Here is a 23,564-nt window from a genome sequence, read left to right as displayed (position 1 = left end):
GCAGTTGATAACATATAGGGCATCTGACTTGTAATTACTCATTATTAATTACTAGTTCCAGGGTGAAAGTGCTGCCACACTAATCTGGCCTTGGCGGCGCCAACCTCCTTTTCCAGGTCTTCCAGGGGGAGTTGTTTGATGCGGCTTACAGAGCGGAAGGTTTGCAATAGCTGGGTGGCGGTGGAGGTGCCGATGCCTTTGATGGTTTCCAGTTCATTCTTGAAGGTGCCTTTACTGCGTTTCTGGCGGTGGAAGGTAATGCCGAAGCGGTGCACCTCATCGCGTATGCGGCGTATCAGTTTAAGGCTTTCACTGTTAAAGGGGAGTTTAATACTTTCTTTATCTCCGGGAAAGAAGATTTCTTCTTCATTCTTTGCAAGGCCTACTACGGTCATGCTGCCTATAAGGTCCAGCTCGCGGATGCTTTCCATGGCAGCACCCAGCTGTCCTTTACCACCATCTATGATCACCAGCTGGGGCAAAGGCTCCTGTTCTGTGAGCAGGCGTTTGTAGCGGCGGTACACCACTTCTGTCATGGAAGCAAAGTCGTTGATACCTTCCACTGTTTTTATGTTGAAATGCCGGTAATCTTTTTTTGAAGCCACCCCTTCTTTGAACACCACGCAGGCGCTCACCGGGTAACTGCCCTGGAAGTTGGAGTTATCAAAGCACTCTATATGGGTAGGCAGCACCGGAAGCTCAAGATCTGCCTGCAGCTGGTACAGCACTTTCCGCTTCTCTTCGTCTGTTTTACCTTCCAGGTGGAGGATCTTTTTCCTATGCAGCTCGTCCTTAAAATAGTTCACATTTTTTTCAGAAAGGTCCAGCAGCTTCTTTTTATCGCCACCTTTGGGTACGGTGAGGGTCACCTGTTCTTCCGGGTATTCTACAAAAAAGGGAACAATGATCTCTTTAGTGAGGCTTTTGAATGCTTCCCGCAGGTAGGCAATGGCATAAGCCAGCACTTCTTCCTCCGTTTCTTCCAGCTTCTTTTCCAGCGTTACGGTCTTCGTATCGGCAATGGTGCCGTTCAGTACGCGCAGGTAATTTACGTAGGCGTGGTTACCATCGCTGAGAATGGAGAACACATCCGCATCTCCCATGCGGGCGTTGACGATGGTAGAACGGGCCTGGTATGCCTGCAGGCTTTCTATTTTCTTGCGCAGTATCTCGGCCTGCTCAAATTCCATATTGGATGCACAGCTTTGCATCTGTGCGCGGAACATATTTAGCACGGGCGCCAGGTTGCCCTTCAGGATGTCTTTTACCTGCTGCAGTCCTGCCCGGTAGTCTTCTTCTGTCTGCAGTCCTTCACAGGGCCCTTTACAGTTGCCAAGATGGTATTCCAGGCATACCTTGAACTTACCTTTTCGTATGTTTTGTTCCGTTAGGCTGAGATTACAGGTGCGGAGGGGGATATTATACCTGATCACTTCCAGCAGTTCGCGTACCCTGCCTACGGAGGTGAAGGGCCCCAGGTATTCAGAGCCATCGCGGATTACGTTGCGGGTAAGGAACACCCTTGGGTACGGCTCGTGTTTGATCACGATGTAGGGATAGGTCTTATCATCCTTGAGGTTGATATTATACCTGGGCTGGAACTGCTTGATCAAGGAGTTCTCCAGCAGAAAGGCATCCTGTTCTGAATTTACGATAGTGAACTCAATGTGGTGGATGCTTTGCACCAGCTTGCGTGTTTTAAAGCTGTCGTGGTGCTTCACAAAGTAAGAGCTGACCCTTTTACGCAGGCTTTTGGCTTTGCCTACATACAGCAATTCTCCATCATCGCCGTAATATTTATAGATACCTGCCTGAACGGGTATGGTATGTGATATTTGCTGAAACTCCTCTGCTGTCATATGCCGTGTTAATTTTTAGGGGCCAGTGATACCCTGACATCCAGTTCACGCGCCTGCAGAAAAGCTATTTTCTGCCGGGTGGTGATACGGATGGTCTTGAGGTGCTGGTAGAACAGGTTTTGCTGATATTGGTATACCAGGTTACTGGTACGTTTGTTGATATTTACGGATGAGATCTGCCCTGTGCTGTCAAAATTCAGGATGATCTGCTGCGGGTTGACAGACGTATGGCGGGCGGCGTACATAATAGCGCTGCTGCCGGTGAAGAGATCCTTAACCGTATCTGTCCGGTAGGCGTCTCTCAGGGAGGGTTTGTTAATATCCACATCCAGGAATGGTTTCAGCAGGTGCTGCAGTGCCAGGGTATCTGTCAGCGGCTGGTTGATACTGTCGCGCTGACCGTTGAGGGCCACTGTTTTCTGCATCTGCAGTCCGCTTTGCGCCATTTGTATCGCTTCCGCTGTAAAGTATGCTTTAAGATCACTGTGTGCTGCGCTATCGACCTGCCGGCTGCCGCCGGGATTACAGGCCAGTAATGTAACAGCCGCCAGTATGGTGCCCAGGCGCCTGTATCTCTTTATCTCCATCCGGCAAAATTACTAAGAAACGCAGTATGATCAATAGCTTAGCCGGGTTGGAACGGGTATGAAAGGGTGAAGATCCGGCAAAAAAATAATGCGCCGTAAAAACGGCGCATCTGATGCATGAGCAAATCTGTCGAGAGCACTAAAAAACTTAAAACGAATAACCCAGCAGAATAGTTACTCGATTATAAGAATAGTTGTAAATAGAATTTATTTCCCTTCCGATATATATCAGCTCCATTGCCGCATGTGCGTATCCGGCGGAGATCTGGAAAGAATGGTTATCTTCCAATCTTATCTTGTAACCCAACCCTGTATGGACATAAAGTCCCCGTTTTTCTGAGGAGGGGCTGTTGATGGTTCCCTTTGCTTATTGTTGGGCCAGGGTTGGGACACGCCCGCAGCACCATAGGCAAACAACATGGTGTTCTGCGGACTGACGTCATAGAAAAGTTATTGCCCGTCTGACATTCGTATTGTACGGTAGTGTCCTTCACCACAAAATCAACTACTATACGGTCGCTGGTAGAATCAATGGCCATGATGCCCAATTCATATTGCCGTTGCGGGAAAACTTAATAACGTGGATGCCTTTGTTCAATTCATTCAGAAAAATGTAGTGACCGTACAGGTAGATTTTTCCCGGTTGTTCAATTGCCCTTGGAGCTTCTTTTCTGATCGCGGACCGGAGTTCTGAAAGCTGCATATACACCGGGATATACTTCTTGAATGGCTGGGTGTTGTTACGAGCATCTTTAAGGCAGCCCGTAATGCAGAACAAGCATGCAAGCAGGGAAGCCGCAATAATCAATTTGTAAAGAACTGATCTCATAGGGGTAAGTTTTGTAGAGATAAAACGGGGCACTTTCGGGGAAAGTTACAAGTAATGCGCTAATGCAGGGGGACAAGGATAAGCCGGTAAATTTATGCGAAAATAGTACGCATAAACTACCGGCTTATCATTCAGGTATATATAAGTAGGCTTACACCAGCAGATCTCCGGTCATTTCCTTTGGAACGGGTAGGTCCATAAACTTCAGAATGGTAGGGGCCAGATCGCCCAGTTTACCATCTTTCACCGGCCCTTTAAATTCGTTACTAATGATGAAGAAGGGCACATAGTTTAGTGTATGCGCGGTATTAGGTGTGCCGTCTGAGTTGATCATGAAGTCGGCATTCCCGTGGTCGGCGGTCAGAAATACGGTATAGCCATTGTTCAGCGAGGCGGTTACCACCCTGGATACGCAGGTGTCAACAGTTTCTGCTGCTTTGATGGCTGCTTCCCACACACCGGTATGGCCCACCATGTCGGCATTGGCAAAGTTCAGGACGATAAAGTCTGCAGACTGGTTATTGATCTCCTGTACAATGGTGTCTGTTACCTGGAAGGCGCTCATTTCCGGCTGCAGGTCGTAAGTGGCTACTTTGGGAGAAGCGACCATCAGGCGGCGTTCGCCGTTAAATTCCTTTTCACGGCCACCCGAAAAGAAGAAAGACACGTGCGGGTATTTCTCTGTTTCAGCAATACGTATCTGAGTTCTGTTGTTTTGTTCCAGCACCTCACCCAGCGTCATATTCAGGTTATCGTTCTCAAACACCACGTATACGCCTTTGTAGGTTTTGTCGTACTCGGTCATGGTAGTATAGTGCAGGTGCAGCGCTTTCATGTCAAAGTCCAGAAAATCCTGCTGGCTGAGCACCTGGGTGATCTCGCGGCAGCGATCTGTACGGAAGTTGAAGCACAGTACAGCATCGCCCTCCTGTATAGTGGCCAGTGGAGCCAGCTGCGCATTGGTAACAATGATGGGTTTAATGAACTCGTCAGTCACACCTTCTGCATAGGAAGCTTTTACGGCAGTGAGGGGGTCCTGGGTAGGGGTGCCTTTACCATGCACCAGTGCATCATAAGCCAGCTTAACACGTTCCCAGCGCTTGTCGCGGTCCATTGCATAGTAGCGGCCGGTGATGGAAGCCAGCTGTCCTGTGGTTTTGCTGAGATGTACCGTAAGGTCTTCCAGGAAGCCCAGTCCGCTTTTAGGATCGGTATCGCGGCCATCCGTAAAGGCGTGAATAAATACTTTTTCGAGACCTTTATCTTTTGCTATCTGTGTTAATGCTTTAACATGGTTGATATGTGAGTGTACTCCGCCATCACTTACCAGGCCAATGAGGTGCAGGGCCTTGTTATTGGCTTTGGCATACTCCAGCGTATCCTGCAGTACTTTGTTCTGAGCCAGTTCTCCGCTGCGAACGGCCACGTTGATCCGCTGCAGCTCCTGGTATACGATGCGTCCGGCGCCGATGTTCAGGTGACCTACTTCAGAATTGCCCATTTGTCCTTCGGGCAGCCCTACGGCTTCTCCGCAGGTGATCAGGCGGCTATGCGGATATTTTTTATACAGGCTGTCAACAAAAGGTGTGTTGGCATTTGCGATGGCGTCTGCCGCAGGCACCTGGCCGATGCCCCATCCATCCATAATGATCAGAATGGCTCTTTTCTTTTCCATGATCCTTTGATTAATTTAATTCCTACAAGGGCGTGAAAATACTCATAATGACTTGAATACTTCAAAATTTCTGTAAAGTTAACAGGAACAAAAAATATCTTTAGCCGCCCGAAGTGGCGAAAAACAAAAATCCGTTAGACCTTAGTAAAACATTATATATTAATATATTTGCAACAATTACTGATTCTGTGCTACAACATTTATGGGATTTTAGTAGCATGCTGGCAATCTGGCATAGTTTTCGCAACAGCTGGGGTTGGCAATAAAGGTATAAAGACTGTCACACGATCAGATACTTGTCACACTATTTAAAATAACCATGAAACCGGTCAATTAAAAAGACATTTTTTCTTATGAAACCGAGCATGAATAAGTTTATGAAAGAGGGGGAGGAAAAGCGAGGTACCATCCTGCGAGGGCAACAAGCACCAGCTGCGGGGCTTAATGCAGCAAGGAGAAATTGGATGAGAAAGTGCATGTATATATTGGGCGTTTTATTATTAGGAGGCATTGTTACAGTGTTCTCCCTTTCGGCGCGTCCTTTAAAAAGCCTGGCAGGCGGTCCTTTTGAAGATGTGGTCGGCGCCATTAAACAAGGGGATGCCGGCAATCTTTCCCGCTATCTGGATAATACGGTTGAGATCAATATTGCCGGCAGGTCCAGCTCTTACAGCAAGGCCCAAGCAGAGATCATTCTGAAGGACTTTTTCTCCAAAAACCAGGTAAAATCTTTTGAGCTGCTACATCAGGGCGAAGCTGGCGGCGGCTCCCGCTATGGTATCGGTAATATGGTCACCGGTGGCGGCAATTTCCGTACGTCCTTTTTCCTGCAGAAGAAGGGAAATTCGCTGGTATTGAACGAACTGCGCTTTGAAAGCAAGTAACTTTGCGACCCATACTTTCGTAAATATTGTTGAATTTACTTGAAAAACCAACGTGCCCCCGTTATAATTACGGGGGCACTCTTTATTTTTGGACCGCCAAAGAGAACTTATGTTAGATGAAACTGCACTTACACAACTGATAAGGAATGCCCTTGCGGAAGATGTGGGCAACGGCGATCACAGCACGATGGCCTGCATACCACCTACTGCAAAAGGCAAAGCACAGCTCAGGATAAAAGAAGCCGGCCTGCTGGCAGGTATGGCGGTGGCTGAAAAGATCTTCCGCCTCCTGGATATGTTCACCGTTTTTTCGCCTTTTAAGAAAGACGGAGACCTTATGCAGCCCGGTGAAACTGCTTTTGAAGTGGAGGCCGCCGTACATACCCTGCTGATGGCTGAACGCCTGGTGCTGAATTGTATGCAGCGCATGAGCGGTATTGCCACCCTCACCCACCAGTATGTAAACAAATTACAGAGCTATCATACCCGTTTACTGGATACCCGTAAAACCACTCCCAATTTCCGTTTGCTGGAGAAAGAGGCGGTACGCATCGGCGGCGGGGTAAATCACCGCATGGGCTTATATGATATGATCATGCTGAAGGATAACCACATTGATTTTGCAGGCGGGATCACGGCAGCCGTAAATAAAACACTGGATTACCTGCAGCAGCGTAAGCTGGACCTGCAGATAGAAGTGGAAACGCGCAACCTGGATGATGTTCGGGAAGTGCTGGCTGTAGGCGGTATTCATCGCATTATGCTGGATAACTTCAAACCAGAGCAGCTATCACAGGCGCTGGAACTGATCAATGGGCGTTATGAAACGGAAGCTTCCGGCGGCATTACGCTTGACAACATAGAGGCTTATGCAAAGACCGGGGTAGACTTTGTTTCCGCCGGCGCGGTTATTCATCATGCGGTAAGCCTGGACCTTAGCCTGAAAGCTATCTGACAAAGTCAACTATCAAACGGACAACTTATAACTAACTTGAGAAAGATTCTAATTATCATCAACCGTAAGGCAGGTACTGACCGAGAAAAACGACTGGAAGATGTGATCGCGGAAGTACTGCCGCCTTCAGCCTTTTTTGTACAAATCACCCACCTGGCTTACCTGGGGCATGGCAAAGACCTGGCCCGCGAGGCCGTACAACAGGGAGTGGATACCGTTGTGGCTGTTGGCGGAGACGGATCCATTAACGAAATTGCACAAGGCCTAACCGGTACCAACACTGCGCTGGCGGTGATACCGCTGGGTAGCGGCAACGGACTGGCAAGGGCGCTGAAAATACCGCTGGATGTGCGCAAAGCCCTGCAACTGATCGTTGATAATAATCGTGCGGCTATTGACGCCGGCTATGCCGATGAATATCTTTTCCTGAGTAATGCCGGTGTTGGGTTTGATGCACTGGTAGCCGACAAGTTCAGGAATACAACAAAGCGGGGCCTCTGGGGCTATGCTAAACTGGTAATAAAAAGCTTTCGCGAGTATAAGGGAAACAACTATAGCATTGATATTGATGGCCGGAAACTGGAGCGCCCGGCATTTCTGCTTAGTGTGGCCAATGGCAACCAGATGGGATATGAATTTAAACTGGCGCCGGGGGCCAGCCTGTTTGATGGCTTGCTGGACATCGTTATTGTACGACCTGTAAGCTTCCTGGGGCTGCTACCTTTAAGCATTTACTCACTGCTGGGTACCGTGCATAAAACCAGTTATATGCAGCATTTTACGGGCAAAGATGTTACCATCCGCAGCCCTCAGCTAAATTACCTGCAGGTAGATGGAGATGCTGTACCGCTGAACACCAGCGGCGAAGTGCATTTCAAGGTAGTGAGCGGCGCCATCCAGATGATCGTTAACAAGAGCTAACAAAACATCCGTATGTCTAAGAAAAAGCGTAATACAGGGGGGATCGTCTACTCCACCGATCCTGATTTTTCACCGGAGCCTGATGAGCCATCGGAAGCAGCCACCCTGCCTCCTGCCCAGCAGCAGCTGAAGGTAAACTTGGACACCAAGCAAAGGGCCGGTAAAGTGGTAACGCTGGTAGACGGGTTTACAGGCACAACGGCCGACCTGGAACAACTGGGCAAAGAGCTAAAAACCAAATGCGGTACCGGCGGCAGCGTTAAAGACGGCCAGATCCTCATCCAGGGAGACTATAAGGATAAGGTGGTGAAGTGGTTGCAGGATTGGGGCTACAAAGCCAAATAGATTAAGAATGAATAATTAATAATGGCAGCTACACGCGCCCTATGCTGGACACAAGCCTCCGGATTATTCATTCTTAATTATTAATTATTTACCAGTTTCAACATCTGTTCCGCGTACCGCTCGCCGGCGATGGTGGTGGAAGAGAGGATGTCCTGGATCTCCTTCAATTCATTTGCGGTTAAGTGAATGTCTGTAGCGGCGGCGTTTTCCCGCAGGTATTTCCTGCGCTTGGTGCCGGGGATGGGAACAATATTGTCTCCCTGGGCCAGCAGCCAGGCCAGCGACAGCTGTGCCGTGGTACATTGCCTATCTTTTGCCAGCGATTCCAGTTTTTGTACCAATTGGACATTCTGTTGTAAGGCGGCTTCCTGGAAACGCGGCAGGTTACGGCGGAAGTCATTTTCAGCCAGCTGGCTGAAATCTACGGACGTGGCGGCGCTCATACCTCTTCCCAGGGGGCTGTAAGCTACCAGTGAAATACCATTCTCGCGCGTAAGCGGAAGAATTTCCTTTTCAAGATCCCGCGTAAAAATGGAATACTCGCTTTGCAGGGCAGCAATTGGATGTACGGCCTGCGCCTTGCGGATGGAGGCGGCTCCGGCTTCAGAGAGGCCCAGGTAGCGCACTTTCCCTTCTTTTACCAGGTCGGCCATCGCCCCTACCATATCTTCCACTGGTACATTTGCATCTACACGATGCGCGTAATACAGGTCTATCACATCTACTTTCAAACGGTGAAGGCTGGCCTCACAGGCGGCTTTTACATACGCAGGAGAGCCATCAAAGTAATAACTCCCATCTGCCGCATATTTAAATCCGAATTTGGTGGCCAGGAATACCTGGCTGCGTTTAGTAGCCAGCACTTTGGATAACAACTCTTCATTGGTGCCTTTTCCGTACATGTCTGCCGTATCCCAGAAATTAATGCCCAGCTCCAGGGCATATTCCAGTGTTGCCAGCGACTCCTGCTCATCGCGATCTTCTGCACTGCCGTAGGCATGTGACATTCCCATGCAACCCAGCCCGATGGCGGACACCTTCTCGCCGGTTTGTCCTAAAATTCTGTACTGCATATGGTGTTAATTTTAGATGATAAAATTACAAAGGGCGCAGCGGCTTTCCATCGTTATGCCTGCTATGCTTTTAGATAGCGCTCCATTTGCAACATAAGTGCAATTTTATTTTTGATTATTTAACAAAGAATTCACAAATTGATGAACCTTTATCAACCAAAATCTTGTTTTAAACAAGGTTAATGCTTTACCGCAGTTGCGTCCAGGGTCATACTCCCCCTGGACGTTTCTTATATAAAGACGCCCTTATACTTCCGCTATGCTGGCAACTGTTCTGAACCGCAACAAATCACATTACGTACTGATCGCACTGGTACTCCTTAAAATGTTATTGCATTACTGCATTATTAACCCGGTGTATGACCTGCACCGTGACGAGTACCTGCACCTGGACATGGCAGATCATATTTCTGCCGGCTACCTGTCTGTTCCACCATTCACGGCTTTTATCTCACTGCTGATAAAATGGCTGGGAGGCGCTGTATTTTGGGTGAAATTCTTTCCTGCCTTGTTTGGCGCTATCACCATGGTACTGATGTGGCGTATTATCGAAGAACTGCGGGGCGGATGGTATGCCCAGCTGCTGGCGGGCCTGGCGTTTATCTGCTCTGTCATGCTTCGATTGAATATGCTGTATCAGCCTAACTCTTTTGACGTACTTAGCTGGACCTGGGTGTTTTACCTGCTTGTGCGCTTTATACACTCTGGTCGCCGGCTTTGTTTGTTATGGCTGGGAGTAGCCATCGGACTGGGCTTCCTGAACAAATACAACATGTTGTTCCTGTTGGCGGGGCTGATACCTGCTGTGTTGTTCTCGCCACAGAGAAGGGTGTTCTTTAACAAATACCTTTACCTGGGGGGAGCGATAGCCTTACTGCTGGCTTTACCCAACATTGTATGGCAGATCAGGAATGGAATGCCCGTACTGCACCATATGGCGGAATTAACGAAATACCAGCTGGTGAATGTAGACAGGACGGGGTTTTTGAAAACGCAGCTGATCTTTTTCATGGGAGGCGCTTTTCTGGTAATATCGGGTTTGCTGGCACTGTTGTTGTACCGGCCGTTCAGCCTTTACCGTTTCCTGGGGCTGACCTATTTGTTTGTGATACTGTTGTTCCTCTACCTGCGGGCAAAAGACTATTATGCGCTGGGCCTTTATCCTATGCTGCTGGCCTTCGGAGCAGTATACTGTGAGCGGCTGTTCAGCGGGCGATGGCTGAAGTATACGCGGGTGGCCTGGATACTGCTGGCCATCATCCCCTTTGCCTATGCATTCAACGTGATATTCCCGGTATTAGGGCCAGCAGCAATAGCGCAAAAGGCCAAGAAGTTTGCGCAATTTGGACTGCTGCGCTGGGAGGATGGTAAGGACCACCGGCTGCCCCAGGATTTTGCGGATATGCTGGGATGGCGTGAAATGGCGGAGTTGTCGCGCAAGGCATTTGCACTGATACCAGACAATGAAAAGCCCTATACACTGGTGATCTGCGGTAATTACGGCCAGGCAGGCGCCCTGAACTATTATAACCGGCAGCAGGGAGCTGGGATATTTCCTCCGGCTGTATCTTTTAATGCGGATTATGTTTTCTGGTTCCCGGAAATGGAAGATATCCGTTACCTGGTGCTGGTGGATGATGAGGCGCCGGATGAGCGCGCGCATGAAATAGCGACTGTATTCATCAAGGTGGGACAGGTAGAGAATCCCCTGGCCCGGGAATATGGTACCGGGGTATACCTGCTGAAGGGTATCTCCAAAGCACTGCCAGCCAGGCTGGCGGAGTGGCGCCAGGAAAAGATTGTGTCCCTGAGAAAATACTAAGAGAGATGGTACTATCTTAACCAATATAACAGGTGCAAGGATAAGCTTATGTGAAGCCTGAGTGAACACCGGCAAAAATAGTAATAGATGATGCCCTACCTGGTGATGACAAACTCCACTTCTCCAAAATCCAGTTGCAGTATGGCGCCGTTCTTTTCCAGGCATAGTTTGCCATCGGGCAGCACATCGCGGATGATGCCCTGGAAATAGTCCCCCTGCATACGGTAAAGGCCTGGTTCATTGAGGCGGAACAGGCGGCTTTTATAGGCCTCCAGCAGTTCGTTATAATGGGCTGGACGCAGCTGTTTTATCCATGGCTCCAGGCACTGGCACAGCTCTTTTGCCAGGGCTACACTGTCCCACGTTTTACCGGTGATCTGCCTGAGAGAAACGGGGTTGGGCAGGTGCTCCGGAAATTGCGCCTGGTTAATGTTAATGCCAATCCCGGTTATGGCATATTGCCATGTATTGCCTCTCAATACATTTTCTATCAGGATGCCCCCTGCCTTTCTGTCACGCCAGTAAATATCGTTGCTCCACTTGATACAGGTTTCGTCGCCAGCGTAGCGGGCAAAGAAGTCGCTGGCGCCAAGGGCAACCGCCACACTAAGCATGAACTGCCTGGAAAGCGGCAGGCTGTTGGGCTGCAAGGCAATGGTGAGTATGATATTTTCTCCGGGAAGAGATAACCATTGTTTGCCACGCTGCCCTTTTCCGGCGGTTTGCTCTCTGGCAAACCAGGCCGTTCCATGGCTGATATGCCCTGCATTTACCTGCTGCATGGCATAGTTATTGGTGCTGTCTACGGTATCTAAAACATGAAAAGGCTGTCCAATCACAGAAAAATGCTTATTTGGATATGTTTTTTGGCTCAAATGAAATTCAGGGCCGAAAAGTAGTTCATTTTATTGTTTTCTTAACATTTGCAGGCCTTTAGCGGCACATTAATACAAGGGATATTTGCCGCTTCTTTAGTAATTTTGACAATTAAAGTTTATTTTTAACAAAAACAAGTTTTTATTGGCACCCTTAACCGTTCTGAACACGCGTAAGAAAGCGCAAACACGCTTAAGCAGAGACAGTGAGATTTTTACCACCATCATAAAGGCCATTCAGGATAAAAAGGGGGAAAATATCGTATCCCTGGACTTGCGCCAGATCCCCGAAGCAGTGGCCGATTTCTTCATTATATGCGAAGCAAATTCCAACACACAAGTAAGGGCCATCGCAGACTTTGTAGAAGAGCAGGTGCAGTTGCAAACGGGTGAAACACCCTATAAGCACGAAGGCTTTACCGCTCAGCAATGGATACTGGTAGACTATGTGAATGTGGTGGTGCATGTATTTCAGCCGGAAACCCGTAAATTCTATAACCTGGAAGAAATGTGGAGCGATGCTGAAAGAACCGAACATAACGATTGAACAAAAACCTAATATAGTAGTTAGATATAATAGCTAACTATCAGCAATATATTGGGGCATATTCCCGGTAATGTTATTAGCTGTGAACAAATAATAGTTAATGACAAAAAAAATATGAAATATTTGCAATAAACATCCGTCAAGGAGCGACTAGATTATTATGGAAAGAGGCAACAATTTTATTAAAGGTTCGGATAAATCGCCAAAGAAAGGACCGAAGTTCAATATATATTGGGTGTATGCCTTTATCGGTATTGCCCTGCTGGCTATGAACTTTCTTGATTTCCGTTCACAGCCGAAAGAAATCAGCTTCCAGCAGTTCCAGCTGGAATATTTACAACCCGGAGATGTTGATAAGCTGGTAGTGGTGAATAAGAAGTACGTTGAAGTGTACATCAGGCAAGACAAGCTGAACGAGCCAAAGTACGACAAAGTAGCGAAAGGCCGTTTTGGAGCACCTAACCCCGGACCGCATTTTCAATTCAGTATTGGTAGCGAAGAAAGTTTTAAAGCTGATCTTGATAAAGCGCAAACGGGCGTAAAACCGGAAGACCGTGTAAACGTATATTACGTTGACAGGCAAAGCTGGTTTGAACCGGTATTCCAGCTGTTATTACCCATCATACTCATTATCGGCCTGTGGATACTGCTGATGCGTAAAATGGGCGGCCCTGCAGGTAGCAGTGGCGGTCCCGGCGGCATCTTCAATATCGGTAAATCCAAAGCTACTCTCTTCGATAAAGGTACCCGTGTAAATATCACCTTCAATGATGTGGCGGGCCTGGATGAAGCCAAGGTAGAAGTAATGGAAATCGTTGACTTCCTCAAGAATCCAAAGAAATACACTGCACTTGGTGGTAAGATACCTAAAGGCGCACTGTTGGTAGGCCCTCCGGGTACCGGTAAGACCCTGCTGGCAAAAGCGATGGCAGGCGAAGCCCAGGTGCCATTCTTCTCCATGTCTGGTTCCGACTTTGTGGAACTGTTTGTGGGTGTTGGCGCCAGCCGTGTGCGCGATCTGTTCAAACAGGCCCGTGAAAAAGCGCCCTGTATCATCTTTATAGACGAGATAGACGCTATTGGCCGTGCCCGGGGTAAGAACGTGATGATGAGCAACGATGAGCGTGAAAATACCCTGAACCAGCTGCTGGTAGAAATGGATGGTTTTGGTACGGATAGCGGCATCATCATACTGGCTGCCACCAACCGCCCGGATGTGCTGGACAGTGCGCTGCTGCGCCCGGGTCGTTTTGACCGCCAGATATCCATAGATAAACCGGATCTGGCTGGCCGTGAAGCCATCTTTGATGTGCACCTGAAACCTATCAAGAAATCACCCAACCTCGATATCAAGAAACTGGCCGCTATGACCCCCGGGTTTGCCGGCGCAGATATTGCCAACGTATGTAACGAGGCTGCACTTATAGCTGCCCGTAAAGGCAAGAATGAAGTGGAGATGGAGGATTTCAACGATGCGGTAGACCGTGTGATCGGAGGCCTGGAAAAGAAGAACAAGATCATTTCGCCCGAGGAGAAAGAAGTGATTGCCTACCATGAAGCCGGTCACGCTATCTGCGGATGGTACCTGGAGCACGCTAACCCGCTGGTGAAAGTAACCATTGTACCGCGTGGCGTAGCCGCTCTAGGATATGCGCAGTACCTGCCTAAAGAACAATACCTCTACAATACTGAACAGCTGATGGATGATATCTGTATGACTCTTGGCGGCCGTGCGGTTGAAGACATTGTATTCGGTAAAGTGTCTACCGGCGCACAGAATGACCTGCAGGTGATCACCCGCATGGCTTACGCGATGGTAACCGTGTACGGTATGAACGATAAAGTAGGTAATGTTTCTTTCTACGATCCTAACAGCGACCAGGCTTTCACTAAACCTTATTCTGAAGAAACAGCCAAGATGATTGACGAAGAAGTGCGAAACCTGATAGAAAAGGCTTACGCCAGAACCAAGGCACTGCTGACAGAAAAGCTGGAGAACGTGAAAATACTGGCCCAGGAATTACTGAAGAAAGAGGTGTTATACCAAGCAGACCTGGAAAGGCTGATCGGTAAACGTCCTTACGATACGCACAAGGAGCATCACCTGAATAAAGAAGGGATGACCACAGACGGCGTACACCCTACGGATATCATCAATCCTTCTCCTACACCAGTTAATGCTTAAAGGGGTATCATGAAAATATCTCCTGCCAAGGAAAATATTCTGAAGAGAGTACGGAATGCATTAAGTCAGTCGGTACAGTTGCCCTTCCCTAATTCGGAGGGCAACAATGCTGTTTTCAGAACAGAGAACGAAGGGCTGGAGCTGAAGTTTGCAGAAGAATTTGCCCGCCTGCAGGGTAAGTTCATTTACTGTACCGGCAAACAGGAGCTGACAGAGAACGTGGCGGCTTTGGCAGAACACAAGGAATGGAACCATGTATATTGCCAGACCCCCGCGCTGCTAAATGCCTTTAAGCTGGGAGCGATGCCTTTCATCAACAAAGGGAATATGCACGAAGCTGCAGCGGCCATTACAGACTGTGAATACCTGGTAGCCCGCACCGGTACTATTGTGCTGAGTGCTGCACAACCTTCGGGCAGGGCGCTGCCGGTTTATACGCCGGTACACCTGGTAATAGCCTATACACACCAGCTGGTATTTGACCTGAAAGACGCCATCAACCGCCTAAAGGACCGGTATGGCGGCGCACTGCCTTCCGCTATTTCTTTTGCCACCGGCCCAAGCCGCACGGCAGATATAGAAAAAACACTGGTGGTAGGTGTGCACGGGCCCAAAGAGGTGTATGTGTTCCTGGTAGATGAATAAAAAAATAAGTGATTAAAAATAATGAACAGCGTCCTGATTAACATCGGGGCGCTGTTCTGTTAAGCATATAATCGGTCTATGAAGCGATCTTTCGTATTAGCTATTGCATGTATTTTTTTATTATTGTCCTGCAATAATGGAGGGCACCAGGCTGGCGGTCCTTTACTGGTAAAAGGCCGGTGCGCCGTTTTCTATATACCGGGCGAGGATAAAATACGCGAGCTGAAGCGTGAATTCGGTGAGAAAGATTTTCCCGGAATTGCCACCACCAATGAGCAGTATATGAACGAAGCCCGGCAGTTCCTTACGGAGAAAAAGGTGAAGATCATTAACACCAGCCAGTATGAGCTGCGGTTTGAGAAGTCTAACGGCGACGTATACCCGGTAAACCTGAACCGCTCCAAATACGCCTGGGAGATATTCCTGTTCAACGGCTTTGATGATCCTGTGAAGATTGACATCACCAATATCAGGGAAGAGTTTAAGGCTGCACGAATGGGAGTTAATAATTAATAATTAAGAATTGCGGGACGAGTGGCCAGGTGTACAGGGACAGGTCGTACAGGTCGATCAATTATTAATTATTCATTTTTAATTTTTAATTATTACAAGGGATGCATCATATAGAGGTGCCGGCTAATAAGCGTGTTTATTTTGCTTCAGACTTTCATCTGGGTGCACCCAATGCGGTAGCCAGCAGGGAACGGGAACGGTTGATTGTGCGTTGGCTGGACGGTATTGCGCAGGATGCACACCATATTTTCCTGGTGGGCGATCTTTTTGATTTCTGGTTTGAATACAAGGAAGTGATTCCCAAGGGCTATACCCGCCTGCTGGGTAAATTGGCCGAACTGGCGGACCGTGGTATAGGCATCACTGTTTTTATTGGCAACCATGACATGTGGATGGATGGTTATTTTGAAGAAGAGCTGAATATCCCCGTGTTCTTTGAACCGCAAACCTATACCATCAACGGTAAAAAATTCTATGTGGGGCATGGCGACGGTTTAGGCCCCGGCGATCATGGATATAAATTTCTGAAGAAAGTATTCCGTAACCCGGTATGCCGCTGGCTGTTTTCATTATTGCACCCCTCCTGGGGTATTGCCCTGGCCAATTATTTCAGCCGGAAAAGCCGTGCCGCAACAGGTATGGAGCTGGAAAAGTTTCTGGGCGAAGAGAACGAATGGCTGGCAATCTACAGTAAAGAGATCCTGCAGAAAGAACATTTTGATTACTTCATTTTCGGGCACCGGCATCTACCCCTGGATCTTACCGTAGGGCCCGACAGTCGCTATATTAACCTGGGCGACTGGCTGAATTTTTTCACTTACGCTGTATTTGACGGCCAGCGCACAGCACTGGTAAAGTATGAGAAATAACTATTAGCAGTTAGCTGCTAGCAGTTATCGATATTCATTCGGCACTAGCTAACAGCTAATTGCTAATGGCCAACAGCTCACCTCATGCATCGAGTATTTCGTGTAAAATAGAGGGCGATTGCAGTTCGGTAAAATCGGGCAGGTGCAGTTTCAGGAAGTCGAGGTAGGCGTATAGCAGCTTTCGTCTCCTGTCTTTGCTCATGGAAATGCGTCCCAGGGCGGCCAGCTGCGGGCAATGTACCAGCATGTCTGTCAGCTCGCTGTTAACATCATCGAGATGATTAACGTGGTGCGGGGGAAGATCTACAAAGGTGCCTTCCTGCAGGTCAAGGTAAGGCGTGTATTCAGAATAGCGGCCATTGAGCCGGAAGCCCAGCATTTCCGCCATTTTTAATGTAAAGTATAAAGGCAGGTTAGCTGCAACGGTAGGCTCGCTGTTATCCAGCAGCTGCAGGGTACGTTCTGCCAGGTAGTACAGCTCCTCCTGTTGCTCCGGTTGTTTCAGGCACTTCTGCAGCAGCTCTATCATAAATAAGGCCACTGTGTTTTTTATCACGCTGAAATGAAGTGCGGTATAAATATATCCCAGTTTGAATTCGGAGATGCGTTGCAGGTTTTTCTGTTCCTGGTGGTATACCACCATTTCGAGTATGTTGCCGGGTTGTATCAGGTTACCTTTTGCAGCTTTGGGTTTAGCGCTGCGGGCCCCGTTGACGATGTAGGATTGTATGCCAAACAGTTCTGTAAAAACGCTTGCGATCACGCTGGTTTCACCGTACTTCACCACTCTTAATACTATGCCGCGTGTTTTGTGTAACATAACTTGCAGGCAATTTAATTATTAATTCTTTATTGGATAAAGGCAATCTTGGTGGCGAGATGCTCAGTACCGTTAAGATCTGTGGCGAAGATGAGGTAGATCCCGCTTTGAGGGCGGCGCCCGGTGTAGTCTTTCCCGCTCCATACTGCCTGTCCGCCCTGGGCGCGGGTTTCAAATACCAGGCGGCCGTTGATGTCAGTGATCTTTACGCGGGCATTTTGTACCAGTCCCCTGATGGCGATGGTTCCCCCGTAACCTGGCGGCACCGGGTTGGGAAATACCAGCACGCTGTCTGCCGTCATACCCTGGGCGCCTTCTGTGGCATTGGCCCGGAAAGATACCAGTCCCAGTCCGGTGGCAAAGAATACCTCGCCGGTAAGCGGATGGATGGCTATCCGGCTCACTGCATTATCGGGCAGTGGGCTATTAGCGGTGTTAAAGTGTGCAAGGATCTTTTCTCCGCGGCTGCTGATCAGCCATACGCCGTTCTGTGTGCCTACCCATTTCTGGTTGGCACCGTCTACGGCAATGGTGTTCACCTGTTCATCGCGGAACAGGTATCCGGCAAAATTATCCTGCTGTACAATGGGCAGGTAGGCGCTGCAGCCGGTAGTGAACACGTTCTGTGCGCAGGAAAAGATGGCAATGCCGCGGGTAGTGCCTACCCATATCCAGCCGTCTTTATCCCTGGCAAGGCATCGTACATCGTCTGAGGGTAGGTTGCCCTGGGCGGCGCCGCTGCGGAACAACATCCAGCGGTCGTCTGCGGTGTTTTCCAGGCTGTTGCCGTGATTGAATACAAACAGCCCGTTACCCCGTGGAGAGATGATCCATTTCTGATCGTTATCGTCTACAAGTATATCGCTGAGTGCATTGTAGGTATGCGCATAGGGAATGCGGAACTGTTGCCAGCTGTTATCCGGCTTTTTCACCAGCAGGTTCCTGTCTGCACCATAGGCGCTAAGCCATAGGTTGCCTGCCGCATCTACCGCAAGTCCGCTGACCCTGCTGGCGGCCGGATCATCTGTGGGCGCAGGGATGGTAGGCTGAGCCACCAGGTGGTGGTTGCCCAATGCATCCAGCACCAGCAGCCCCTTACTGAAGGAGCCGATATAATGCGAGCCGCCTGGGTCTGCAGCCAGCGGCAAAAGGTCTGTAATGGTATCAAGATAAGGCTGTGTATCAGCGTTGAAATTGTGCCATTCGTCCTGTTCAAAAACAAAATAGCCGTTGCGGTTACCTGTTGGCGCCCAGTTAGCGCTTACTGCCCCCGCAGTGGCCCAAAGGCTGTTGTTCACAAACAACATATTACCGCCTACCACGCCTGCCGGAGCGTTGGGGGTAAGGCTGCTGAAGCTGTTATTTTCATATAGCACCAGGCCTTGCCGGGAATCAGCGATCCAGGTGGATCCTTCCAGGGTAGCCGCCTGCATGGGCGCTTGTATGAGTGGGTGCTGTAGGGAATTGGCGATGGTGCCATCGGGAAGCAGTTGAAGCACACGAGCGCCGTCTGTGGCCTGGGCCTGCTGGCAAACCAGCAGGTGTTGCTGATCGGCGCTGATGGTGTTAATATGCCGCCCGTCTGCATACCAGGGTTCCCAGCCATTCTGCTCCAGTGAAAAGAGTTTGTCCTGCTGGAGACAGATGAGCCGCTGCTGCAGGTAGATTATGCTTTGTACCGGGGCTGCCGGCAGGCCTTGCATAACAGGCGTCCAGTTGTGGTAGTTGGCCAGGTTTACGCCGCTCAGTGGCGCTCTTTTTACCCCTTCAGCCGTAGCCGCATAAATGAAGTTATTGTCTGCACTTAGTCCGTACACCGCTGTGTACCGGCCATCATCGCCTATGATATAGGTGTCGGCTGTTTCCTGCCTGTCAGTATTTACTACTACGATGCCGAAGCCGGTGGAGACCCAGGCCATGCCCCTGAAAAAATAGACGCTTTGAATGGTCTTATCGCCCTGTATATTTTTGCGGAGAATATCAGGTAGGTTGTATACCTGTTCGTTTTTCAGCAGGTCCAGGTTGCCGTTGCTGTAGCCGATCAGCACCCGGCCCTGGTTGTCTGCACCAATAGCGCTGATGCCTGCATCATGCAGGCCATTCAGCTTGGTATAGCGGGTGATATCATGATCGCCGGCAGTAACTGCAAACATATTGTAGCCGGTGGCGCAGAATACTTTGCCGTTGGCACTTACCACTGCTGTTGCCTGCGTATAGGGAAGGTGTTCCCGCCAATGCCCGATGGGCACTTGTTGCGCGTGGCACAGCTGCACTGTTATCAGTAAGCACAGGAGAAGATAAATAGGGCGCATAGCCGGATGATGACCATTCATTAACATATTAGCACATCAGCAAATTAGTGAATTATTTATTTACCTTTACGCTATTTATAAAATTGAAAAATTCCTTATGTGGCAACGCTTAGCAGGATGGGTGTTAAAGTTCCGATTACCTTTATTGTTATTGTTACTGGCCGGTACAGTGGTGATGGGCTATTATGCCAGTAAAGTAGAGTTATCTTATGAATATGGCAGTGCTATACCCCGGGATAATCCCGAGTTCCTGACCTATCAGCAATTCAGGCAGCAGTTTGGGGAAGACGGCAATATGATGGTGCTGGGTGTACAGAGCGACCAGTTTTTCAGGGCTGATTTCTTTAACGATTATGTAAAGCTCAATAAAGATATTAAAGAGGTATATGCGGTAGAGAACATTTTAAGTGTGCCCCTGGCCGTTAACCTGGTAAAGAACGATAGTACGAAGAGATTACAGGTGCTACAGCTGTTCCAGGATCAGCCAATGCAACAGCCGGAGCTGGACAGTCTTTCCGGTGTATTCCATTCACTGCCTTTCTATAAGGGACTGTTATACAACCCTGACAGTGGCGCTTACCTGATGGCTATCCGCATCAACAAAGACGTCATGAACTCCGCACAACGTACAGGCGTGGTAAAGAGTATTATGGATCTGGCGGATGCCTTTGGCAAAAAGCATCAGACTGAAGTGCGCCTGAGCGGCCTGCCGCTGATCCGAACCATTATGGCCAACAAGGTGGCGGATGAGATGAGGTTATTCCTGAAATTGTCGTTTATCCTTACCGCGCTGATACTCCTGTTGTTCTTCCGTTCATTCAGCGCCGTGCTGATGTCGATGATCGTTGTGGCGATTGGGGTAATATGGTCTGTTGCTACCATTGTGCTTTGCGGGTATAAGATCACACTGCTCACTGGTTTGATACCACCACTGATCGTGGTGATCGGCATTCCCAACTGTGTTTACTTCCTGAACAAATATCATGTGGAGTATGCCAGGGATGCCAACAAAACCAGGGCTTTGGTGCACATGATCCAGCGTATGGGTATTGTGACGCTCTTTACCAATATCACCGCGGCTATTGGCTTCGCGGTATTCTATTTTACCAAGAGCCCCCTGCTGAAGGAGTTTGGCGTGGTGGCCGGCTCCAACATCATGTTCATCTTCCTGATCTCCTTTATTTTCCTGCCGGCGGTGCTCAGTTACCTGCCCCCGCCCAAGACCAAACATACCAGTTACCTGGATAATCCCCTGTTCAGGAAGGGGCTTGACCTGCTCACTAACCTGGTATTTAAATATCGCCCCTGGGTGTACCTGGTGACGGTGATCATGGTAGTGGCAGCCGTACTCGGCATACTACGCCTGCGCCCGGAAGCTTATATGCTGGACGACATTCCGAAAAGCGACCGTTTGTATACTGACCTGAAATTCTTTGAGCGCAATTTCCGCGGGGTAATGCCACTGGAAATTACGGTGGATACCAAAAAGAAGAATGGTGTGATCGGGCTGCAATCCCTCAGCAAGCTGGATCAGCTTACACAGCTGGTAGCCGCTCAGCCTGATTTTGCGCGGCCGCTGAGTGTAGCAGAGGGGATCAAATTTGCCCGCCAGGCTTATTATAATGGAGACAGTACCAACTACAGTGTACCCAACCAGTTTGATATAGGGTTCCTGGCTCCGTACCTGCGTATGCGGGGGACGGGTGGTAATAACTCCACATTTACCAAGCTGGTGGCCTCTTTTATGGACAGCACCAGGCAGGTGGCCCGTTTGAGCGTGAACATGGCCGATGTAGGTTCCCGCCGTTTGCCGATACTGCTGGATTCATTAAGGCCTAAAGTGAACGCGATATTCGACACTGCAGATTATAAGGTAGCGTTTACCGGTACGAGTGTGATCTTCCTGGAGGGTAGCCGTTTCATCATTAACGGGCTTACTGAAAGTATTGTGCTGGCTTTTGTGCTGATCATTTTCTGCATGCTGTACCTGTTCCGCAGCTGGCGCATGCTCCTGATTTCGCTGATACCTAATATTATACCGCTGGCTGTTACAGCGGGGGTGATGGGATGGCTGGACATTGCACTGAAGCCATCTACCGTACTTGTATTCAGTATTGCCCTTGGAATAGCGATCGATGTGACCATCCGTTTCCTGGTGAATTTCAAGCAGGAACTGCCGCATCATGACCTGGATATTTCGGCAACGGTAAAGCAGACCATCCATGAAACCGGTTTGAGCATTATCTATACATCGCTGATTCTGTTTGCCGGGTTTATGATCTTCAGTTTCAGCGAATTTGGCGGTACCAAATCGCTGGGCTGGCTGACCTCCCTTACCCTGGTAATGGCGATGGTCACCAACCTTACCATATTACCGGCATTGTTGCTGTGGATGGAAAAGGCCCTGCTGAAAAAGGCAAGGAAAAAGGAGTTATGGCCTACGCTTGATGATGAGCCGGATGTGGAAATGTCCAAACTTGGGCTCGATGATACGAAGGAATAAAAAAATATAGCATATCATGCTAAAACTGGAACGTTCCGGGGTTCAGACCTTCGGAACGTTCTTTTTTAGCACGAATGGCAGGATTCTGAAGTAAATCTGTAGGAATTCTGAAGCAGGATTTGCCTCAAATAATCTAGTAAGCAACATTCATCCCATCCATTTAGCCGTTTGTATAAAAGCGCTCTATATACTTATTAAAAAGTAGGAGGTTTAGCATGCCATTCTAACCTTCTTGTTCAATGAAAAACAGGTACTTAAAGGGCGCTCACTTATCTGAGCGAAAATTTAAGGAGATCCTTAAGCTCTTCTCTGAAGATCTCACGGCCACCCAGATCGCCAGTATAAGCGGGGTGAGCCGGGTAACGGTTAATAGTTACCTTAAAAAAATCCGTCAGCAAATTGCCAGGTACTGCGAGCTGCAGCAGCCCGCAGAAAGCATTGTAAAACCGGTCATCCATGAGCGGTATGAACATCATGAGCATCGTAATGGTCATGATGCCGCCGTGTCTGTAAAGACCGAGGTAAACCGTGCTATCAAGCCGATCGTGTTCGGGATATACCGGCATGCCGACAGGTTACATACAGAGATATTGCCCGATGTAAGCAGGGCGATGATCCATGCTATTGTACGGGGACGCTCTGTGCTGGAGACATTAGGCGCAGCAGAGCGGATACGTCATTTCAGCAATATCGTGGACCTGGGGCATTACCGTTTGTATCGACTGGAGCACGCTATTTCTGGTGAAACCAACGGCAGTATTGCCCTGGCGGACGATATTGATGCATTCTGGGGCCTTACCAAACACCGCCTGGCCAAGTTCAAAGGGCTCAACAGGAATACAGTTTACCTGCATTTGAAAGAATGCGAGTTCCGTTACAACCACCGTAACGAGGAACTGTATGAAGTGCTGTTGAACCTGTTGAAGACACACACGCTGAATCTTTCCTGATAAGCTTAGCATTTTGTTGACAGATAATGTACAATTGCTGAAACAACCAGGTGCAGAACCCGGAAAAGGCAAATGCATACCTGTACTGAAACATATTAAAAATTCTATCATAAATCTGGATTATCTAGATTTAGATTTTGGTTGATGAGCGCAGGCGGTATTCTTACCGCTTGCTTGTCTTTTTCTGGTTTTTAAATAACTAGATAAAAAAACGTTGTTAAGTTATCTTGTAAATTGTATATCGACCAATATTGAACTGTACATAATTAAATATGCTAAAATCACCTAATCTGTTAAAGCATTGTTAATTCTTTTCTTGAACCCAGTAGTTTAAGTGTTATAACAAACAATTGTCTTCGTAATAGGCTTAATTTTGAAAGGTTAAAATATCGTTA

At 48.6% G+C, this 23,564-nt stretch carries 20 protein-coding genes; 12 read left to right on the top strand and 8 right to left on the bottom strand.

Annotated elements, in window-relative coordinates; genetic code table 11:
- Positions 1-44: 44 nt before the first annotated feature.
- The 4 genes from uvrC to gpmI all read right to left on the bottom strand — a co-directional run bounded on the left by uvrC (position 45) and on the right by gpmI (position 4,950).
- Positions 45-1,859, bottom strand: coding sequence for an excinuclease ABC subunit UvrC (gene uvrC, locus Q0577_RS12490; protein ID WP_298736724.1), 1,815 nt, complete (start codon positions 1,857-1,859; stop codon positions 45-47).
- 8 nt (positions 1,860-1,867) lie between these two features.
- Positions 1,868-2,446 carry a hypothetical protein gene (locus Q0577_RS12485; protein WP_298736721.1) on the bottom strand — a complete coding sequence of 193 codons (579 nt, stop codon included), beginning with the start codon at positions 2,444-2,446 and terminating at the stop codon, positions 1,868-1,870.
- A gap of 508 nt (positions 2,447-2,954) precedes the next feature.
- Positions 2,955-3,275, bottom strand: a complete 321-nt coding sequence (locus Q0577_RS12480; RefSeq protein ID WP_298736719.1) for a hypothetical protein — start codon at positions 3,273-3,275, stop codon at positions 2,955-2,957.
- 151 nt (positions 3,276-3,426) lie between these two features.
- Positions 3,427-4,950 carry a 2,3-bisphosphoglycerate-independent phosphoglycerate mutase gene (gpmI, locus tag Q0577_RS12475; protein WP_298736717.1) on the bottom strand — a complete coding sequence of 508 codons (1,524 nt, stop codon included), beginning with the start codon at positions 4,948-4,950 and terminating at the stop codon, positions 3,427-3,429.
- Positions 4,951-5,414: 464 nt separating this feature from the next.
- On the opposite strand from gpmI, the gene Q0577_RS12470 reads away from it, so the two are divergent.
- The 4 genes from Q0577_RS12470 to Q0577_RS12455 all read left to right on the top strand — a co-directional run bounded on the left by Q0577_RS12470 (position 5,415) and on the right by Q0577_RS12455 (position 8,055).
- Complete coding sequence (locus Q0577_RS12470) at positions 5,415-5,834, top strand: DUF4783 domain-containing protein (RefSeq protein ID WP_298736715.1); 420 nt, start codon at positions 5,415-5,417, stop codon at positions 5,832-5,834.
- A 109-nt stretch (positions 5,835-5,943) separates the two neighbouring features.
- Positions 5,944-6,789: a carboxylating nicotinate-nucleotide diphosphorylase gene (nadC, locus tag Q0577_RS12465; protein WP_298736712.1), complete on the top strand. Its 846-nt coding sequence runs from the start codon at positions 5,944-5,946 to the stop codon at positions 6,787-6,789.
- 36 nt (positions 6,790-6,825) lie between these two features.
- The gene (locus Q0577_RS12460) at positions 6,826-7,710 is read left to right on the top strand and encodes a diacylglycerol kinase family protein (protein ID WP_298736709.1); all 885 of its coding nucleotides are present in this window, start codon (positions 6,826-6,828) and stop codon (positions 7,708-7,710) included.
- Between the two features lie 12 nt (positions 7,711-7,722).
- Complete coding sequence (locus Q0577_RS12455) at positions 7,723-8,055, top strand: translation initiation factor (protein ID WP_298736707.1); 333 nt, start codon at positions 7,723-7,725, stop codon at positions 8,053-8,055.
- Positions 8,056-8,135: 80 nt separating this feature from the next.
- On the opposite strand, the gene Q0577_RS12450 is transcribed toward Q0577_RS12455, so the two are convergent.
- Entirely contained in the window at positions 8,136-9,128 is a 993-nt protein-coding gene (locus Q0577_RS12450) for an aldo/keto reductase (RefSeq protein ID WP_298736705.1), read from the bottom strand.
- A 259-nt stretch (positions 9,129-9,387) separates the two neighbouring features.
- On the opposite strand from Q0577_RS12450, the gene Q0577_RS12445 reads away from it, so the two are divergent.
- On the top strand, positions 9,388-10,950 hold the full coding sequence (locus tag Q0577_RS12445; RefSeq protein ID WP_298736703.1) for a glycosyltransferase family 39 protein: 1,563 nt from the start codon (positions 9,388-9,390) through the stop codon (positions 10,948-10,950).
- A gap of 95 nt (positions 10,951-11,045) precedes the next feature.
- Here the strand turns inward: Q0577_RS12445 and Q0577_RS12440 are convergent, their stop codons facing one another.
- Positions 11,046-11,789 carry a biotin--[acetyl-CoA-carboxylase] ligase gene (locus Q0577_RS12440; RefSeq protein ID WP_298736701.1) on the bottom strand — a complete coding sequence of 248 codons (744 nt, stop codon included), beginning with the start codon at positions 11,787-11,789 and terminating at the stop codon, positions 11,046-11,048.
- A gap of 181 nt (positions 11,790-11,970) precedes the next feature.
- Between Q0577_RS12440 and rsfS the strand changes: the two genes are divergently transcribed.
- The 5 genes from rsfS to Q0577_RS12415 all read left to right on the top strand — a co-directional run bounded on the left by rsfS (position 11,971) and on the right by Q0577_RS12415 (position 16,584).
- Positions 11,971-12,372, top strand: a complete 402-nt coding sequence (gene rsfS / locus Q0577_RS12435) for a ribosome silencing factor (RefSeq protein WP_298736699.1) — start codon at positions 11,971-11,973, stop codon at positions 12,370-12,372.
- A 160-nt stretch (positions 12,373-12,532) separates the two neighbouring features.
- A complete protein-coding gene (ftsH, locus tag Q0577_RS12430) occupies positions 12,533-14,557 on the top strand; it encodes an ATP-dependent zinc metalloprotease FtsH (RefSeq protein ID WP_298736697.1) in 2,025 nt (674 codons plus the stop codon).
- 9 nt (positions 14,558-14,566) lie between these two features.
- Positions 14,567-15,202: a lactate utilization protein gene (locus tag Q0577_RS12425; RefSeq protein ID WP_298736695.1), complete on the top strand. Its 636-nt coding sequence runs from the start codon at positions 14,567-14,569 to the stop codon at positions 15,200-15,202.
- A gap of 78 nt (positions 15,203-15,280) precedes the next feature.
- Positions 15,281-15,715 (top strand): hypothetical protein, encoded by a 435-nt coding sequence (locus Q0577_RS12420; protein ID WP_298736693.1) that lies wholly within the window; start codon positions 15,281-15,283, stop codon positions 15,713-15,715.
- Positions 15,716-15,816: 101 nt separating this feature from the next.
- Entirely contained in the window at positions 15,817-16,584 is a 768-nt protein-coding gene (locus Q0577_RS12415; protein WP_298736691.1) for a UDP-2,3-diacylglucosamine diphosphatase, read from the top strand.
- Between the two features lie 82 nt (positions 16,585-16,666).
- Here the strand turns inward: Q0577_RS12415 and recO are convergent, their stop codons facing one another.
- Positions 16,667-17,404 carry a DNA repair protein RecO gene (gene recO, locus Q0577_RS12410; RefSeq protein WP_298736689.1) on the bottom strand — a complete coding sequence of 246 codons (738 nt, stop codon included), beginning with the start codon at positions 17,402-17,404 and terminating at the stop codon, positions 16,667-16,669.
- Between the two features lie 29 nt (positions 17,405-17,433).
- On the bottom strand, positions 17,434-19,737 hold the full coding sequence (locus tag Q0577_RS12405; protein ID WP_298736687.1) for a two-component regulator propeller domain-containing protein: 2,304 nt from the start codon (positions 19,735-19,737) through the stop codon (positions 17,434-17,436).
- A 76-nt stretch (positions 19,738-19,813) separates the two neighbouring features.
- Between Q0577_RS12405 and Q0577_RS12400 the strand changes: the two genes are divergently transcribed.
- Together Q0577_RS12400 and Q0577_RS12395 are read left to right on the top strand one after the other, a co-directional pair.
- Positions 19,814-22,219 (top strand): efflux RND transporter permease subunit, encoded by a 2,406-nt coding sequence (locus Q0577_RS12400; protein ID WP_298736684.1) that lies wholly within the window; start codon positions 19,814-19,816, stop codon positions 22,217-22,219.
- Positions 22,220-22,458: 239 nt separating this feature from the next.
- On the top strand, positions 22,459-23,169 hold the full coding sequence (locus Q0577_RS12395) for an IS1595 family transposase (protein ID WP_298736682.1): 711 nt from the start codon (positions 22,459-22,461) through the stop codon (positions 23,167-23,169).
- Positions 23,170-23,564 lie beyond the last annotated feature (395 nt).

It is taken from the genome of uncultured Chitinophaga sp. (assembly GCF_937898475.1).
In the GTDB taxonomy this organism is placed as follows: domain Bacteria; phylum Bacteroidota; class Bacteroidia; order Chitinophagales; family Chitinophagaceae; genus Chitinophaga.
Note: the sequence above shows the minus strand (reverse complement) of the source record. Positions and strands in the feature narration are given on the sequence as shown.

Excerpts from the sequence above, each read along its gene's own strand:
- uvrC (WP_298736724.1), bottom strand. The coding sequence starts at position 1,859 with ATGACAGCAGAGGAGTTTCAGCAAATATCACATACCATACCCGTTCAG.
- Q0577_RS12485 (WP_298736721.1), bottom strand. The coding sequence starts at position 2,446 with ATGGAGATAAAGAGATACAGGCGCCTGGGCACCATACTGGCGGCTGTT.
- Q0577_RS12480 (WP_298736719.1), bottom strand. The coding sequence starts at position 3,275 with ATGAGATCAGTTCTTTACAAATTGATTATTGCGGCTTCCCTGCTTGCA.
- gpmI (WP_298736717.1), bottom strand. The coding sequence starts at position 4,950 with ATGGAAAAGAAAAGAGCCATTCTGATCATTATGGATGGATGGGGCATC.
- Q0577_RS12470 (WP_298736715.1), top strand. The coding sequence starts at position 5,415 with ATGAGAAAGTGCATGTATATATTGGGCGTTTTATTATTAGGAGGCATT.
- nadC (WP_298736712.1), top strand. The coding sequence starts at position 5,944 with ATGTTAGATGAAACTGCACTTACACAACTGATAAGGAATGCCCTTGCG.
- Q0577_RS12455 (WP_298736707.1), top strand. The coding sequence starts at position 7,723 with ATGTCTAAGAAAAAGCGTAATACAGGGGGGATCGTCTACTCCACCGAT.
- Q0577_RS12450 (WP_298736705.1), bottom strand. The coding sequence starts at position 9,128 with ATGCAGTACAGAATTTTAGGACAAACCGGCGAGAAGGTGTCCGCCATC.
- Q0577_RS12445 (WP_298736703.1), top strand. The coding sequence starts at position 9,388 with ATGCTGGCAACTGTTCTGAACCGCAACAAATCACATTACGTACTGATC.
- ftsH (WP_298736697.1), top strand. The coding sequence starts at position 12,533 with ATGGAAAGAGGCAACAATTTTATTAAAGGTTCGGATAAATCGCCAAAG.
- Q0577_RS12425 (WP_298736695.1), top strand. The coding sequence starts at position 14,567 with ATGAAAATATCTCCTGCCAAGGAAAATATTCTGAAGAGAGTACGGAAT.
- Q0577_RS12420 (WP_298736693.1), top strand. The coding sequence starts at position 15,281 with ATGAAGCGATCTTTCGTATTAGCTATTGCATGTATTTTTTTATTATTG.
- Q0577_RS12415 (WP_298736691.1), top strand. The coding sequence starts at position 15,817 with ATGCATCATATAGAGGTGCCGGCTAATAAGCGTGTTTATTTTGCTTCA.
- recO (WP_298736689.1), bottom strand. The coding sequence starts at position 17,404 with ATGTTACACAAAACACGCGGCATAGTATTAAGAGTGGTGAAGTACGGT.
- Q0577_RS12405 (WP_298736687.1), bottom strand. The coding sequence starts at position 19,737 with ATGAATGGTCATCATCCGGCTATGCGCCCTATTTATCTTCTCCTGTGC.
- Q0577_RS12400 (WP_298736684.1), top strand. The coding sequence starts at position 19,814 with ATGTGGCAACGCTTAGCAGGATGGGTGTTAAAGTTCCGATTACCTTTA.
- Q0577_RS12395 (WP_298736682.1), top strand. The coding sequence starts at position 22,459 with ATGAAAAACAGGTACTTAAAGGGCGCTCACTTATCTGAGCGAAAATTT.